We start from the raw sequence: 15,876 nt of genomic DNA, 5'->3' as shown, positions 1-15,876 counted from the left end.
TTCGCCCTCCATCCTGCTCAGGCGGTCACCGGAAGCAGGGTCTTTGCATCTAGGGGAAGAAATCCGGAGGCTGCGGTCCCGCATACCGGACAAGCATAGGCTGCCGGCAGCGCCGTAAACGGGGTGCCTGCAGCTACCTGGCGATCCGGATCCCCGTATTGGGGATCATAGACGGTCAGACAATCGGGACACTGATGTACCGGGATTAAAGTAATCGGTTCAACCCGGGGTTTGGCGGTTTCCGGTGGGGAAGCCTGCCGCTGTTGTTCCATTCGTTTTTTATAAAACCAGCGTACCGCGTTGGCCAGTTCCGCCGCCAGATAAGGTCGGGTAATATTGCTGATAAAAATATTTTCCGTGCGCTCATTGGGATTAAAATCCCTGGCACATAAAATATCATATAACCAGAATACAGGCTTTCCGAACAGACGCAACAGGGGCTTGCGGCGGATCAGAATCGAACTGAAAATTTCTGTTTTAGGCTGGGTTTTTATACCCAGACAAATACCAAAACTTCGAAGATCCCAGTCATTGAAACGGCGTACGATGCGTTGTTTGAGCCTGCGGGCCGCCGGATCATTGTCCTGGACCTGAAAATTCAATTCATTGGCGGCATGCCGCATATTGATTTCATATCGATCCAGCAGATCACTCCAACGGGGTTTATCCCTGCCTTCAATACCTTTCAGTATTATGGATTTCCAGGGTGTGGAACAGATTTCACCGATTTTCGTTTGCAGACAAAGTTGACTGAGCTCTTTGAGAAACGCCAACGGGAACATTTCCGAACGCCGGTAGACGCCCAGCCAATACCTGGAATTATGCCGGTTGAAGCCTTCATAATAGGGCAGGTTAAAAGGCGGTAACTGCATCGTACCCGAAACCGGCTTCAGGTTGTACCCCTCCTGATCCATTGTGGCCATTAAGGCGGCAGCGGCGGCTTCATCCGAGCCCGCAGGATGCGGCTGGGCAAAATAACGGGATTCCAGCTCCCGGGACAACCGGGCCACATCATTGGTATAGACCATCTGATCCCATTGATAAACATCATTACTGCGGGGCAATCGGATAAACAGCCACCAGAAATGGGCGGTACCCGGGGCTGCCACCCAATTAATATTCCCGGTGAATAGCGGCGTAAAACTTTGATTGCTATTCGAGATATTGATCTTTAGCCGGGGCCGGTGGTCGAGCTCATCCAGAATGTCTTTATACACGCCTTCACTCAGCCAGCTTTGTTGGATAAAAACTTCCTCTGCCGGATAAGAGCTGACAATATTGGGATACGCATCGGCATTTTCCTCAATAACCAGTTTCAGGTCGCTCAGCCGGCTTTTGAATTCCGTCACAACGCCTGTGGCCAGTTCCAGATACAGCTGCTGGCGCAGTCCGAAACCGGCCTGACGGGCGCCCAGCGCCTCAGCCGTTTCCAGAAGGATCAGTAACTCCCCCGGGGAAATAATTCCACCTTTAAAGTTTATTTTCAGCCTACTGATTTTCATACTGCGAGGGTTTGCGCTTCGGCGGTTACCATATTGGCGCCCGCCAGCCTTTCTTCCAGAATTTTTTTGACTTCGGGTCGGCAACTGCCACAACCAGTACCGGCACCGGTAAGCTGACAAAGCTGCAAATGATCCCTGCATCCGGCGTCAATTTTATCCGTCAGATTACCTTCCCCTACATTATTACAGCTGCAGACCAGTTTTCCTTTTACCGGCTCCGCTGTTTTCCCGGACCGGAGGAGTTGCAGTCTTTTTTCACTGAGTTCCAGCTTGTTTTCAATCAGGTTGCGGAACTCCAGGAATTCATTTTTATCACCGATCAGAATGGCGCCGACCAACCGGTCATTGTGAATGATACATTTCTTATAATAGCGCTTGGCCTTATCGATAAAAACGACTTCTTCATAAGCCGGATCATCCGGGCATTCCACTTCTCCCAGAGAGCAAAAATCGGCGCCGTGTACTTTTAGAATATTCATCGCAAGGGTACCCTGGTAATACGGAGAAATATTACCATTCAGATAGCGGGATACCACTTCTGCCTGTTGTTCTGCAGCGGCAGTAATACCGAAGAGATTTCCCTGAAACTCGGCGATCTCCCCAATGGCGAATATCGAAGGATCACTGGTCTGCAGGTATTCGTTGACCACCACCCCACGTTTGCATTCCAGGGCCGCTGCTTTCGCCAGTTCGGTATTAGGCGTCGTGCCAATTGCCATGACCACGGTGCTACAATCCAGCACCCTCCCGCTTTTCAGTTTCAGACCGGTAATCGCCCCGGTACCCAGAAATCGCTCGATCTCATCGTTGTAGTGAATTTCGATGCCTTTGTCCGTAAGTTCTTCATGCAGGAGCTGACTGCCCAAAGCATCGAGCTGGCGGTTCATCAGTCTGGAGGTCCGCTGCAATAAGGAAACCCCGATACCCATCTCACGTAGGGAAGCCGCCAATTCTATGCCCAGCAATCCACCACCAATAATGACAACAGCGCCCTCAGCCTCACGGGTATATTCCAGAAACTTATCCGCATCATTCCTGTTGCGCATGGTAAACAGCCCCTGCATCTGCGGCGCGTCCCGCAACTGGGTGGATCTGCTACCCATTGCAAGCACCAGCAGATCATAGTTATGGCTACGACCGTTGCTGTCGGTTACGGTTTTGGCTTTTCGGTCAATAGCGACAACGGAAACCCCGCGATGCAGTTTTATATTATAGTCATATTCCTCCGCATCCGTCATTTTTACCAACTGGGGCCAGGGCATACTGCCGGTAATATAATCGGGCAACAGTACCCGGTTATAAAAAGGATAGGCTTCCTTGCTGAATACGGTTATCGGGTCTTCCCTGTTCAGTTCCCGGTAAGATTTTACAAAACCGCAGGCACCGGCTCCCGCACCGACGACGATAATTCTTTGCCGGGGTTTAAGGTAGGAACTGACAGCGACTGCTGCATATTTATAATCCGGCTGCTTGCTTTTTGGATCGAGCAGCTTATGTGTCAGATTATTGGCCCGCTTCAAATCACTGTTTAGAATTTTCCCCCAATGCATCGGCAGGAAAACCACGCCCCGGCGTATATCTTCTGAGTATTTTGCGGTTACCTGAACTGTCCCCCTCGGATTCTCTACTTTGACCAGGCTGCCGTCTGTAATGGAAAGATCCCGGGCGTCGTCAGGGTGAATTTCCAGAAAAGGTTCGGGAAGATGCTGTCTGAGTTTGTTCACCTTTCCGGTCTTACTCATCGTATGCCATTGATCACGGATCCGCCCTGTCGTCAGAATCAGCGGGAATTCCGGACTAAGGGGTTCTGACTGATTCTCATCATCAACGGCATGGATTTTTGCTTTGTGGTTCGGTGTATAAAACCGGCGGTCCACAAACAAACGGGTCGTGCCCTGAAAATCCTTTTCACCGATGCCCGCCGCACGGTGTTTTCCGGTAAAAGGCCATTGCACCGTGTGACGCTGTTTCAGGATTTCATAATCGAGTCCGCTCATATCCATTTTGGTGCCCCGGGTCAGAGCGCAATGCTCTGCGAATATGGCTTCCGGCCCGGAAAAATCGAACCCGCTGAATCCCATCTTTTTTGCGAACCGGCAGATGATTTCTGCATCCGGCAGGGCCTCTCCTGGCGGTTCGGTGATTTTATTGAGGTAACTGATACGACGTTCTGCATTCGTCATCGTACCTTCTTTTTCAGTCCAGGCGGCTGCGGGCAGGAGCACATCCGCATAAGGAAGGGTCGCCGGCTGGTCACTGATTTCCTGGACGACAACGAAGGCTGCTTTTTTCAAGGCTGCCTCTGCCCTTCGGACATCCGGCAGACTTACCAGCGGATTGGTACATAGAATCCAGATGGCTTTCAGCCGCCCGTCTTCCAGCGCATCAAACATTTCGGTAGCGGTCAGGCCCGGTTTTTCCTGAATCCTGCCTTCAGGCACACCCCAGAAACGCTCCACTTCCAATCGGTCGGCTGCATTGCCAAGGTCCCTGTGTGCGGGAAGCAGATTGGCCAATCCACCTACTTCCCTTCCGCCCATGGCATTGGGCTGACCGGTCAGCGAAAGGGGACCGGATCCAGGTTTACCAATATGCCCGGTAATCAGATTCAGGTTGATCAGGGAAAGATTTTTCTGCACGCCCACTACACTTTGATTCAGCCCCATGGTCCATAAGGTCATAAAACCCTTGGCGCCTGCGATCAGGCGGGCAGCTTCATAAATAGCTGCGGCAGACAGGCCACAGATGGTAGCAGCTTCTTCTACGGTTTTCTCAAAGACGACGGTACGATATTGTTCAAACCCCTCGCTGTGGTTATTGATAAAATCAAGGTCGGTCGCCCCCATTTCTATCAGGACACGGCCCACCGCATGGTGCAGGGTAATATCGGTTCCGGGCCGCAACTGCAGGTGCAGGTCGGCCATCGCGCAGGTCTGGGTTTTTCGCGGATCACTGACGATGATCTTCAGCTCCGGATTACGCTGTCGCGCCGCTTCGACGCGGCGCCAGAGAATCGGATGGCACCAGGCCGGGTTGGCCCCTGCTATAAAAAGCACATCGGCGCCGTCGAGGTCCTCGTAACTGACAGGTACACTGTCTTCACCCAGGCTCATTTTATAGCCTACCACAGCACTGCTCATACAGAGCCGGGAATTCGTATCGATATTGTTTGATCCGATAAAACCCTTGATCAGCTTATTGACCACATAATATTCTTCGGTGAGGCATTGACCGGAAGCATAGAAAGCCACGGCATCCGGACCGTATTTTTTAATCAGGGTTGCGAATACAGCAGCGGTGCGTTCAAGGGCGGTATCCCAGCTGACCCGACGGCGGGGCTGTCCCGGACCGTAACGCATTTCAGGATACAGCAACCGATCAGAGCGATCATTGACCGTATAGTGCAGGTTCATGCCTTTGGAACAGAGCATCCCTTTATTTACAGGGTGTGCCTTATTACCACTCACATGTATCCGACCCAATTTGTCGGTAGACACCTCGATTCCACAACCCACACCGCAATAACAACAGGTGGTTGTAGCCGTTTGCGCCTGCGGCTTTCGTTCTGTTACTGTATGATTGCTTTGCTTCATTTTTTCTCCAATTCTTTTCTCGGGCAATCGTCAGCGGTACTTATCCGCTTTGCTAATATGCGGGCGCAGTGCCGGCCTCCGGCTGGTCGGCTGCGTTTGGATGGGCAAATCGGGTCAGCATCACCAGCAGGGACACCAGGATAATGATGGCCGCGATATAGCTGAAGGCCTGTCCATAACTGATGGCGTCACTTTTAAACAGGAAACCAAACAACATGCCGCCCAGATTACCGCCTGCGCCTACCACACCACTAACCAGCCCCATATCCTTTTCACTGATAAACGGGGTGATGGCATAGGTGGCTCCGTTGGCCATTTTAAGAAAAAGGGCAAAAAGCAGCATAAACAGGATGGCCGGCAGCAGGCTGCCTGCATAGGCAAAACAAAGCAGGCCCACACCTTCCATCAATAGAACCGCGCCCAGCAGTAATCCCTTACCCTTTAATCCATATTTGCTACCCACCCGGTCTGCAAAAATCCCCCCCAGTGCCCGGGCGAATAAATTCATCAGACCGAACATGCCTGCCCAGAAACCCGCGCTACTCAGGGAGAGATGGTACTGCTGCGTAAAATAAAGTGCAGCTATATTGTCAAAAGTAATTTCCATACCAAAACACATGGCATACGCCAGAGTGAGTGCCCAGATGCGCCAATCCCTGAGGACCCGATAATCCGTTGGCAGCCGGTCTTTCTTCTCGCGGCGAATTTCATCGAAGTTTCCCGCCTGCGTATCCTTGGTATACCGGTAATACAAAATGGCAGCCAATAACATCATGATACCAGGTACAAGCATGGCATATCGCCAGGCCTGATCCGATGCGTACCCCAGACCGACGATGGCGGCAAATATCAGGGGCATGACGATATTGGTGACGCCGCCGCCCAGGTTTCCCCAGCCACCTGCAATTGCATTGGCGGTACCCTTGATCCGCGAAACAAAGAGTTGTGATGTGTGAAACTGGGTAATCACGAAAGAAGCGCCGATGACACTAATGGCCAGTCTGAATAAAAGAAAGCTGGCGTAATTATCGGCCAGACCTACAGCCATTACCGGAATGGCACCCAGGACCAGTAAAACCGTATAGGTTTTGCGGGGGCCCCAGTAATCGCAGAGCCGACCGATTACCAGACGGGCGATTATGGTACCGGATACCGATGCAATGACGATATTACCGATCTGCGATTTGCTCAGCATTAGTTCTTCACTGATCACCGGCATCAAAGGTGCCAGGCCAAACCAGCCGAAGAAACAGATAAAAAAAGTCAACCAGGAAATATGAAAGCTGCGCATCTGCACCCCTTTCAATGAAAACAGTCGAATCTGTTCTAATGGCTTATCTGTGGTTTCGTTCATATATTACTTAGTCAACTGGGATAAAGGAAAACCTCAGGCAACTTTGGCACCTGCGGCGATTTCCGTGTTTACAATAAGTTCTTCTGCTATTTTTTCCGATGGCTTTTTCCGACCGTAAGTCAGATACAGGGCGCCTGCCGTAAAGACGACGGCACCCACTATATTGCCTGCCGTCACAGGAATCTGGTTAAAAAACCACCAGTCGCCCAGACTTACTTTAGCACCGAAGAGCATGCCCGCCGGTATCACAAACATATTTACAACAGCATGTTCGAAGCCCTGGGCAAAAAACATGAATATGGGAATCCATGCGCCGATGATTTTTCCGGTGGTCCCGCTGCTGCACATGGCCAGTACCACAGCCATACTAACCATCCAGTTACAAAGAATCCCTTTGGTAAAGGCAGTAGCGACACCCGCTGCACCTAGAGCACCATAGCCGATTGTTTTCTGTTCTGCAATTTTCAGGATGGCGTCCGCGACAGCCGTGGGTTCTGACTGGCCAAAGTTGGTAGCCGAAAGCCAGTAGAGGCAGGCATACAGAAGCGATCCGAAGAGGTTGGAAAAATATACGATCGCCAGATTTTTAATCAGCCGCGGCAGGCCCTGCCCTTTCCTGAAATACGCGATTGGTAAAATCGCAAAACTTCCGGTCACCAGCTCCAGACCCATCAGGACAACGATGACAAAACAGACCGGAAATAACAGGGCGCCTACCAGACCAATGCCGGTCTGTACGGATCCTGTCACCGCCAGTGAGGTACCGATGCCCAGCAGCATGCCTGAAAGACTTCCTCTGATAAACAGATCCAGATTACTCAGTTTAAGTTTGGTATTTCCTGACTGGATCATTTGAGCGACGACTTCCCGGGGATTCTTATAGTCCATGATTCCTATTTTTATTGGTTAAAATATTCGGATGGCTGGTGATGAACTTTAGGCGGGCTGCCGCTGCTTCCGCCAGCTGTTCAGAATTTATAACCCAGGCCGATACCAGGTGTCCATTTGCCATCTGCGCTCGCCGATTTAGCGGTATAATACAGGGGCAACTGCAGGACAATATGCTTGTATACCAGTCCCAGGCCGGCACCCAATGTGGGTGTTATAAATGAATTTTTTGTAGAAGCCGCAGGATCCTCACGAAGGCGCAGGGAGGGCAACATGCCCAACATCAGGGAAAAATTTTTCCGGGTCCAGTTTACCGCGGGACCTCCGAAATTAACAAATGCACCCTTGTCCAGATAGCCCGCCACCACCATACCTTTCCAGGCGGACAACTGCAGCGGTGCTGCGGATACGGTCTGTGCCTCCGTCCTGAGAAGTGGCGAAGACATCAGCATTCCCACCAGCGCAACTAAAATTATTTTTTTCATGCCACTGTTTTTTCAGCATTCAGGCTTACCGCATTTACGGTTTCCACATTAATATATACACGGCCATCTTCCACTTTCACATCATATACTTTGATATGATCGCAAGTGGCGTCATTAAGACAGGCGCCGTCTTTCAGGGAAAAAGTCTTTTTATGGAAAGGACAGGCGACTTTCGGTATATCCTCCTGAGAACCCAGCATACCCCGGCTGATGGCCATTTGCTGGCGATGGGGACATAGATTCTGGGTCGCGTACCATTCATTTCGTCGGGTAAAATAAAATACAGCAATCTGCTGTTCGCCATATTTGACGCAGACACCGCCATTATGGGGCATATCATCTACATTACAGGCATAAAACCATTTCTCGTTTTGCATCATAGTCATTATAGTTTGAAACAGAATTAGGGATATTATTTCCAGTCGAGGGCTTTTTTCTGATCCCGAAGGGTGCTGAACTTCACCTGAGGATCCTTCTCGCGGGGCGCGTTGACAAAATGCGTGAATCTTCTTCTGAGTTCCGGGGTCTCAACGACCCGTTTCCATTCGCATTCATAGTGATCCACCAGGGTTTGCATTTCGGTTTCCAGATCCCCGGCAATATCGAGTACGTCTTCGACGACCACAGAGCGCAAGTAGTCGATGCCGCCTTCCATTTTATTGAGCCAGGTAGCCGTACGGGTCAGCGGGTCGGCCGTTTTTATATAAAACATCAGGAAGCGGTCGATATAGCGGATACAGGTGTCCGAATCGATATCGGAGGCCAGCAGCAGTGCGTGTTGCGGTTTGGCGCCGCCGTTACCACAGACATAGAGATTCCATCCTTTTTCAGTAGCGATGATACCAAAGTCCTTGGACTGGGCTTCTGCGCATTCGCGGATACATCCCGAAACAGCCGATTTGATTTTATGAGGTGCCCGTAAACCCCGGTACCTTTCTTCGACCCGGATGGCGAAGCTGACACTGTCGTGCAGGCCGAAGCGACACCAGGTAGAACCCACACAGCTTTTCACCGTCCGCAGTGCCTTTCCATAGGCATGGCCGCTTTCAAATCCGGCAGCGATCAGTTCTTCCCAGATATCAGGAAGATCATCCACATGCGCCCCGAACATATCAATTCGCTGGCCACCGGTGATTTTCGTATAGAGGTCATATTTCTTGGCTACCCGGGCAATCACCGCCAGTTTATCCGGGGTAATTTCGCCACCGGGTATCCGGGGTACGACAGAATAAGTGCCACCTTTCTGGATATTGGCCAGAAAGCGATCATTGGTATCTTGAGATGTTTCATTTGGTCGCTCAATCACAAGTTCGTTCCAGAGGCTGGCCAGAATGGAGCTCACTGCCGGCCGGCATGTTTCGCAACCATCGCCTTTTCCGATATGATCCAGGACTTCGTCAAAACGTTTCAGGTTTTTGATTTTTATCAGGTCATAAAGTTCCTGGCGGCTGTAGCTAAAATGCTCACAAATCACATTGCGCACCACCCGCCCCTGCTTCTTAAGTGTGGCATTGATGATATCTTTCACCATGGGGGTGCAACCACCGCATCCGGTACCGGCGCCGGTACATTGTTTCACCGCATCGAAATTCTCACAACCGCCCATGACAGCTTCGGTGATCGCCAGTTTCCTGACACTTTCACAGCTACAAATCAGTGCCTCATCCGGTAACTCAAAATCTTCTCCCGTTGTCCCCGTCGATTTCAGGATAAGGTCCAGTGGATTGGGCGGCAGGGCCATTTTATTATTACATATCTGCTGCAGTTTTCCGTAATCTGAAGCATCGCCCACCAGAATACCCCCCAGCAGGGTTTTGCCATCGGGCGCAATATTGATCCTTTTATAAATGGCATTATGGTTATCCTGATATACAATGGGCCGGGCTTCCTGCCCTTCAACAAAAGGATCACCGAAGCTGGCCACGTCAATTCCAATCAGTTTGAGTTTGGTGCTCATATCAAAAGCACTGAAAGTCTTCTCTTCTCCACAGATACGGGCGACAGCTACTTCAGCCATTTCATAACCCGGGGCCACCAGTCCGTAGATCATGCTGTCGAAAAGGGCACATTCACCGATCGCCAGAATATGAGGATCCGCCGTCGTCATGTGTTCATCTACCTGGATCCCGCCACGGTGACCTACGGGAAGCTGGGCCTGGCGAGCCAGTTCGTCCCGGGGTTTGATACCGGCAGATATGACCAGCATATCAGCATTCAGCACCGTACCATCTGTAAACATCAGGCCCTGCATCCGTTCATTACCCAGTATAACGGCGGTATTCTTGCTGGTATGCACAGTTACACCCAGCTCATTTAACTTCCTGGTAAGCACTTCAGAACCGCCGGCATCAATCTGCCGGGGCATCAACCGGGGCGCAAACTCCACGACATGGGTATCTTCAATTCCCAGATCCAGCATCGCTTTTGCTGCTTCCAGACCCAAAAGTCCGCCGCCGATAACAACTGCAGATTTGGCAACTTTGGAATGACGCCAGATCAGGTTGAGGTCCTCGATGGTACGATAAACAAAGACCCCTTCCTTGTCGACACCGGAGATAGGTGGTACAAAGGCCGATGACCCGGTCGCCAGTACCAGAAAATCATAAGGTACTTTTCGGCCTTCAAATGACACAACGTACTGCAGTTCCCGATTGATCTCCTGAACCATATCTCCCAGGTGCAGGGTAATATTATTATCCCGGTACCAGTTCATGGGTTTCATACTCAGATCCTGTACCGTTTTACCTGCAAAATATTCGCTGAGGTGTACCCGGTCATAAGCCGCCAACGGCTCTTCACCAAAAACAGTTAGTTCCAGATTTTCGAGAGGCCGGGTCAGGATCTTTTCGCAGAATTTTTGTCCGACCATGCCGTTTCCAATAACGATAATTCTCATTCTTATTTTTTTATTCAAATTAGAGAGAATGGCAAATCGTTTATATAGTATTATTTATAATATGTTGTTTATACCGTAATAATCTATATTTACGATGTAATATTATAATTATTTTTGGACCTGACAAAGTTTTTATCTAATATTTTATTATTTTTACCTAGCATTAAATGTATATAATTTTTTATAATATATAATGAAGCAACTTATTCTTATCGGAGCGGGGCCCGGAGATCCCGAATTAATCACCGTAAAAGCGATCAAGGCGCTTAAAAAAGCAGATATAATATTATATGATGCTTTGGTAAATCCGGAATTGCTGGAATATGCGGCTGCCGATGTGCCGAAAATATTCTGCGGCAAACGCTTTGGCTGTCACTGGCTGAGTCAGCAGCAGATCAACGAATTGATTCTGGAATCCGCCGGCCGTTATGAAACCATCGTCCGGTTGAAAGGGGGCGATCCCTTTATTTTTGGCCGGGCACAGGAAGAAATCGAGACTGCCCGGTCTGCGGGCATGCAGGTAGAAGTGATCCCGGGCATATCCAGTGCCCTGGCCGTCCCCGCATCCCAGATGATCCCGCTGACTTCCCGGGGTGTCAATGAGAGCTTCTGGGTCGTAACAGGCACCACCCGATCAGGCGGCGTTTCGGAAGACCTGCGGCTGGCGGCACAATCTTCAGCCACCCTGGTATTTTTGATGGCAATGAATCAGCTGGAGACCATCACCGATGAATTGATTCGTCATGGCAAATCCGAAACACCGGCAGCCATTATCCAGAACGGCACCCGTCAGGATGCCAGGATCGTGACAGGAAAAGTGCGGGACATCGCACTGCGGGCAGCCCATGCCGGCCTAGAGAATCCGGCCGTTATTGTCGTTGGAGAAGTGGTGGATCTAAACAGGGGCCTGGAAAAAACGCAAATGGAACAGATTTCTTCGCTGCTTCAACATGCTGCAGCACCGGTTCACACGACAGATTAAACTGTTCTGGCGGCTGATATTGAATATTGCCCCCTGGCAGGTGTACTCCGCTTCCGCTTTTTCGCCGACTGCTTTTTAATTACGAATTGGTTTAATTGGGTACGCACGGCCTTCCCCTGGTACCTCGCATTTTCATCCTTCATGAATTAGTGAAAACATCTGGCACTGTTTTTTGTATATATTAGTTGACAAAAATGCATATTATGAAAAAAAGCAGTGGACTGATTGCCCTTGGCCTGGCAGCTTGGGCCTATTGGAAATATAAGATGACTCCGGAACAAAAAGCTAATGTAAAAAATAAGGTTAATGAAGCCGGAAAGAATCTCTGGGAAAAGGTCCCCGATCAAGTCAAAGATGCGGTAGGGCAGAAAAAAGCGCCGGAAACCACCTGACAAGTTCGCCAGGATCATACCCCGCTTGCCCGCTGATTTGCGGGAAACGCCGCCAGAAAACGGTTCGTATCATCCGGGCTGAGCAGGTAATTTTTACCATCATGGGTCCGTAGCAGTACAGCTTTTTTCAGATTGGTGGCATACCAGGTCATCCGCCCCAGTTTTCTATGGTAAAATTTACCAAAATAACCCAGGAAACCACCGGAACCGAAGGTTCTGATGCTGCCTTTGAATGCTTTTCGGTCGAGCTTTTCTACCGACCGGACATCAGCCAGTGGAATTTCCACGGAAGGCGACAATAATCGATCAATATACAGCCGGCCATCTTCCACGCGGTAAGATTTTGGGGCCCAGCAGATACTGCCCGCCATAACGATTAGTAGGAGGGCCATTGCCAGATACCGGAGGGGACCGGGCATATCGACGGGCGACAGCAGGCTGAACAGCAGGGTGCCGATCAATACCAGGAGCACCACCGGGGTTACTATTTTGACGGTACGGTCATAAGTAATGCTAAAATGCATGTTACCAGTTTTAAGATGATTCAACAATTAAATTTGCCCTAGCTACGAATCAGGGTTGTTTATTAGCCAAACCCAGGATCCATTGTCGCATGAGCTCTAACACTTCCGGTGCAAAACTCTGGTCCAGTGACGCATATTCTGCAATGGTACCCGTCTTTGCCTGCTGAAACAAATGATTCAATCCTTCAAGTTTACGGGTTTCGAAATGCTTATTGCCTGCCCGCTCCAGACTGCTGCGGATCCCCGCCAGGTTTTCATCTGCAGTTACCTGCAAATCCAAAGACCCGTTGAGCGCCAGAACCGGTAGCTGCAGTTTAGAAAGATAATCCTGAGGATTGAACCGGATAAAGTACTGGTACCAGGGTGAAGTCAGTACTTTGATCTGTTGGTCCAGCCGGGAATCATCCGCCGAATCAATGTGTAATTGCTGTTGTAATGTCGTCCGCAGTTTATTTTCGAGATCCGCATCCTGGTATTGCAGGATCAGGGCATTCCGCTTTTTTGTCTGAGCGACGCTTACTGCCACCGCGTCTTCGGACATGCCGGCTGCCCGGTTAAGAGCAGCCATCTGCGTTTCCAGCAATTCGGCGCCCCGAACGCCTGGCCCCGCCAGTAAAATTATAAACCGCAGCTTCGGGTTGGCGGCCGCTACCATAGGAGCAATCATACCGCCTTCACTATGTCCTACCAGGCCGATATTTTCATAACCTTTGGCCGATAGCCATTCTACGGCAGCATTGATATCCATCGCAAAATCAGCACTGGTGGCTGTAGAAAAATCTCCCGAAGAGCCGCCTATACCCCGATCATCCAAACGCAGGGCACCGATGCCGTGTCGGGCAAAATAGTCGGCGATCACCCAGAAAGGTTCATGACCGAACAAAGTTTCATTGCGGTCCTGGGCGCCACTGCCGGTGATCAAAACTACTACCGGGAAGTCTTTCTTATCCGAGGGTGTGGTCAGGGTTCCGGCCAGGGTGACGGATTGAACGGCATTGGTCAGGCTAATTTCTTCAACCCTGTAATTGAAGGGCGGCCGCGGCTGCTGGGGTCGGTTGTACCGGAATACCGAGTCCCGGCTGCGTGCCAAAGACAAAGACAGCCTGGCACCCATCTGCGAGAAAATCCCGGTCATGCTGTCGGCCGTGACCAGGCCGCCGGTATATCGCATACCGATTTGGTTGATCGTCACCCGGAGGCTGTCCTCCTTAAAACTAATACTATCCACAACAATACCTTTAGCACCCTGGGCGGGGCTGTCCAAAGTTGCCGCCAAACCGGTCCCCTTTTGCTGTATATGCAGCACCAGGGGCAATTGCATGCCACCGGTCAGGTCCAGATTGCCCATCCAGGTACCGGCTAGTTGCTGCGCCCCTGCCGTCATAACCAGGAGCAGGTAACCGGTTAATACCATGAAATATTTCTTCATTATCGATTTTTTATAGAATGATTAAGAAGTATATAGCCGCGTGATCAGCCATTTGGAGCACAGGTCCGCCAATAACAGCCCCAGCAATACAAAGACCAGGTGCAGGTTTTTCTTTGAGTTGGTGGCAACTTTAAAACCATTGATCAGCAATACCACGGCATATAACAGCAAGCCTATACCGACAATGCCCATCAGTGAGAATAATAATAGCGCTACCGGACCAGGCTGAAACTGATCCATCCGGTCCAGGGCCGGCAGCTCTTTGAGCATGGGCCGGCTGAGCGGTACTACAAATGCCAGCAGATAGAGCGGTATACGGAATATCAGGACCGCAGTCAGGATATCAATCCACCGGGTTTTGCGATTGATCCCGCAGCCGGTCAGCCAAAGGATCAGTGTCAGGATACTGACTGCGATTAACTGCTGCACCAGAGCCGGACCCAAAGTTTGCCGGTCTGTCGCATGAATATTAATCACGCCGTCGTAAATAATATCAAAATATACCGAAAACAAGCTCGCTATTCCCAGGCTGATGAGCCCGATCAGGAGGAGCTTTGATTCCGGCATCCGGTTAAAAGGATTGATTAAATTATTGGCCTTCATATCCGGTGGTTTTCATTTCTCTGATCTTGGCAATCATGTCGTCCATTTTGTTACGCATGGTTGGATAACTATGTCCTGCTAAACGAGCCATCTCCTTAATAGACCCGCTGGCCAGAAAAAAATCCATGATAAATTCCTGCTCTGCCTCACTTAGTTGCAGGTACAGGGGTAACTGATAATCACCGGTAATCCGGGTGGTGCAATGGGTACATTTGAGTTGCCCTACAGTTAGGGTGTGCAGACAACTGGGGCAATTAACTGGCATTCGCATTTAACAAAGTTAAAGTTAATTTTAACTTTGTTAAAATAAATTATTTGAAATCGCTAAAAAAGTAAAGATCGCCGTGTAAGTACAGCGATCTTAACCCAAAACTATCTGAAAACAAGCATTAAGAGTAACAAAGTTACAAGGCTTTTCTCAAAACTCCTAACAATCGTTAGTGATTTTTATTTCCAATCCGTCATAAGCGAGGTGACGTCCATCGGGTAGCCCGGCTTCCACCTGCTGGTGCAGCCCCATCTGGTGCGAAATATGAATAAAATAAGAGGTTGGAATTTCCAGTTCCTCGCTCATTGCGATGGCTTCCTTCAGTGAAAAATGAGAGATATGTTCCTGTTGCCGCAGCGCATTCAGGGCCAGAATCCGAGACCCCCGGATCCGGTCTTTAGAACTGTCTTCGATCCGGTTGGCATCAGTGATATAGGTAAAAGCGCCGAAACGAAAGCCCAGCACCGGCATATTGAGGTGCCAGACCTTTACCGGTACGATCTCTATATCGCCCACCGTAAAGGTGGATGCACCATCCAGCTGGTGGAGGTCAATAGTGGGCACGCCGGCATAGCGAACTGCTGCAAATGCATAATCAAATTCCATTTGCACCCGGTTCAGGGTCGCAGCATCACCATAGACCGGCATCGCGGTTCGCTGAAAAAAATTAAAGGCCCTGAGGTCATCCAGGCCGGCAATATGATCCTTATGAGAATGGGTCAGCAGTATGGCATCCAGTTTTTTCACACCATGACGCAACATTTGTTGCCGAAAATCCGGCCCCGCATCCACTACCAGGGTCGTATGAGGTGATTGCACCAGGATGCTGGCCCGTAAACGCTGGTCACGACTGTCCGTAGAACGGCATACCTCGCAGTCACAGGCTATCATGGGTACTCCGGAACTGGTACCGGTACCTAAAAAAGTAATTTTTAATGGTGGATTAGACAAGGGATGCGC

General features: G+C 50.1%; 14 protein-coding genes. 2 read left to right on the top strand and 12 right to left on the bottom strand.

Annotated elements, in window-relative coordinates; all coding sequences use genetic code 11:
- Positions 1-17: 17 nt before the first annotated feature.
- The 7 genes from ACYVI9_RS03100 to nirB form a co-directional block, all read right to left on the bottom strand.
- The gene (locus ACYVI9_RS03100) at positions 18-1,502 is read right to left on the bottom strand and encodes a rubredoxin (RefSeq protein WP_460760530.1); all 1,485 of its coding nucleotides are present in this window, start codon (positions 1,500-1,502) and stop codon (positions 18-20) included.
- Positions 1,499-5,095, bottom strand: coding sequence for a molybdopterin-dependent oxidoreductase (locus ACYVI9_RS03095; protein WP_460760528.1), 3,597 nt, complete (start codon positions 5,093-5,095; stop codon positions 1,499-1,501). Before ACYVI9_RS03095 ends, ACYVI9_RS03100 begins: the two co-directional genes overlap by 4 nt.
- A 52-nt stretch (positions 5,096-5,147) precedes the next feature.
- Entirely contained in the window at positions 5,148-6,449 is a 1,302-nt protein-coding gene (locus tag ACYVI9_RS03090) for a NarK family nitrate/nitrite MFS transporter (RefSeq protein ID WP_460760525.1), read from the bottom strand.
- Positions 6,450-6,482: 33 nt separating this feature from the next.
- A complete protein-coding gene (locus ACYVI9_RS03085; RefSeq protein WP_460760522.1) occupies positions 6,483-7,337 on the bottom strand; it encodes a formate/nitrite transporter family protein in 855 nt (284 codons plus the stop codon).
- Positions 7,338-7,417: 80 nt separating this feature from the next.
- Complete coding sequence (locus tag ACYVI9_RS03080) at positions 7,418-7,822, bottom strand: hypothetical protein (RefSeq protein WP_460760520.1); 405 nt, start codon at positions 7,820-7,822, stop codon at positions 7,418-7,420.
- On the bottom strand, positions 7,819-8,202 hold the full coding sequence (gene nirD, locus ACYVI9_RS03075; protein ID WP_460760517.1) for a nitrite reductase small subunit NirD: 384 nt from the start codon (positions 8,200-8,202) through the stop codon (positions 7,819-7,821). The genes ACYVI9_RS03080 and nirD overlap by 4 nt, the downstream gene beginning before the upstream one ends.
- Positions 8,203-8,234: 32 nt before the next feature.
- The gene (nirB, locus tag ACYVI9_RS03070; protein ID WP_460760515.1) at positions 8,235-10,718 is read right to left on the bottom strand and encodes a nitrite reductase large subunit NirB; all 2,484 of its coding nucleotides are present in this window, start codon (positions 10,716-10,718) and stop codon (positions 8,235-8,237) included.
- A 193-nt stretch (positions 10,719-10,911) separates the two neighbouring features.
- Between nirB and cobA the strand changes: the two genes are divergently transcribed.
- Positions 10,912-11,700 carry a uroporphyrinogen-III C-methyltransferase gene (gene cobA / locus ACYVI9_RS03065; RefSeq protein ID WP_460760512.1) on the top strand — a complete coding sequence of 263 codons (789 nt, stop codon included), beginning with the start codon at positions 10,912-10,914 and terminating at the stop codon, positions 11,698-11,700.
- A 203-nt stretch (positions 11,701-11,903) separates the two neighbouring features.
- Positions 11,904-12,092 carry a hypothetical protein gene (locus tag ACYVI9_RS03060; RefSeq protein WP_460760510.1) on the top strand — a complete coding sequence of 63 codons (189 nt, stop codon included), beginning with the start codon at positions 11,904-11,906 and terminating at the stop codon, positions 12,090-12,092.
- Positions 12,093-12,106: 14 nt separating this feature from the next.
- Here ACYVI9_RS03060 and ACYVI9_RS03055 read toward each other — a convergent pair whose 3' ends face one another.
- The 5 genes from ACYVI9_RS03055 to ACYVI9_RS03035 form a co-directional block, all read right to left on the bottom strand.
- Positions 12,107-12,616, bottom strand: a complete 510-nt coding sequence (locus tag ACYVI9_RS03055; protein WP_460760507.1) for a PH domain-containing protein — start codon at positions 12,614-12,616, stop codon at positions 12,107-12,109.
- Positions 12,617-12,665: 49 nt separating this feature from the next.
- Complete coding sequence (locus tag ACYVI9_RS03050) at positions 12,666-14,045, bottom strand: alpha/beta hydrolase family protein (protein ID WP_460760505.1); 1,380 nt, start codon at positions 14,043-14,045, stop codon at positions 12,666-12,668.
- Positions 14,046-14,066: 21 nt separating this feature from the next.
- Positions 14,067-14,648: a hypothetical protein gene (locus ACYVI9_RS03045; RefSeq protein WP_460760502.1), complete on the bottom strand. Its 582-nt coding sequence runs from the start codon at positions 14,646-14,648 to the stop codon at positions 14,067-14,069.
- Entirely contained in the window at positions 14,635-14,913 is a 279-nt protein-coding gene (locus ACYVI9_RS03040; RefSeq protein ID WP_460760499.1) for a DUF2089 family protein, read from the bottom strand. Before ACYVI9_RS03040 ends, ACYVI9_RS03045 begins: the two co-directional genes overlap by 14 nt.
- A 162-nt stretch (positions 14,914-15,075) precedes the next feature.
- On the bottom strand, positions 15,076-15,867 hold the full coding sequence (locus ACYVI9_RS03035) for an MBL fold metallo-hydrolase (RefSeq protein WP_460760496.1): 792 nt from the start codon (positions 15,865-15,867) through the stop codon (positions 15,076-15,078).
- Positions 15,868-15,876: the final 9 nt, after the last annotated feature.

This window comes from Niabella terrae (assembly GCF_054783135.1).
Note: the sequence above shows the minus strand (reverse complement) of the source record. Positions and strands in the feature narration are given on the sequence as shown.

Excerpts from the sequence above, each read along its gene's own strand:
- ACYVI9_RS03045 (WP_460760502.1), bottom strand. The coding sequence starts at position 14,648 with ATGAAGGCCAATAATTTAATCAATCCTTTTAACCGGATGCCGGAATCA.
- cobA (WP_460760512.1), top strand. The coding sequence starts at position 10,912 with ATGAAGCAACTTATTCTTATCGGAGCGGGGCCCGGAGATCCCGAATTA.
- ACYVI9_RS03080 (WP_460760520.1), bottom strand. The coding sequence starts at position 7,822 with ATGAAAAAAATAATTTTAGTTGCGCTGGTGGGAATGCTGATGTCTTCG.
- ACYVI9_RS03085 (WP_460760522.1), bottom strand. The coding sequence starts at position 7,337 with ATGGACTATAAGAATCCCCGGGAAGTCGTCGCTCAAATGATCCAGTCA.
- ACYVI9_RS03060 (WP_460760510.1), top strand. The coding sequence starts at position 11,904 with ATGAAAAAAAGCAGTGGACTGATTGCCCTTGGCCTGGCAGCTTGGGCC.
- ACYVI9_RS03040 (WP_460760499.1), bottom strand. The coding sequence starts at position 14,913 with ATGCCAGTTAATTGCCCCAGTTGTCTGCACACCCTAACTGTAGGGCAA.
- ACYVI9_RS03050 (WP_460760505.1), bottom strand. The coding sequence starts at position 14,045 with ATGAAGAAATATTTCATGGTATTAACCGGTTACCTGCTCCTGGTTATG.
- ACYVI9_RS03100 (WP_460760530.1), bottom strand. The coding sequence starts at position 1,502 with ATGAAAATCAGTAGGCTGAAAATAAACTTTAAAGGTGGAATTATTTCC.
- nirD (WP_460760517.1), bottom strand. The coding sequence starts at position 8,202 with ATGATGCAAAACGAGAAATGGTTTTATGCCTGTAATGTAGATGATATG.
- nirB (WP_460760515.1), bottom strand. The coding sequence starts at position 10,718 with ATGAGAATTATCGTTATTGGAAACGGCATGGTCGGACAAAAATTCTGC.
- ACYVI9_RS03095 (WP_460760528.1), bottom strand. The coding sequence starts at position 5,095 with ATGAAGCAAAGCAATCATACAGTAACAGAACGAAAGCCGCAGGCGCAA.
- ACYVI9_RS03055 (WP_460760507.1), bottom strand. The coding sequence starts at position 12,616 with ATGCATTTTAGCATTACTTATGACCGTACCGTCAAAATAGTAACCCCG.
- ACYVI9_RS03090 (WP_460760525.1), bottom strand. The coding sequence starts at position 6,449 with ATGAACGAAACCACAGATAAGCCATTAGAACAGATTCGACTGTTTTCA.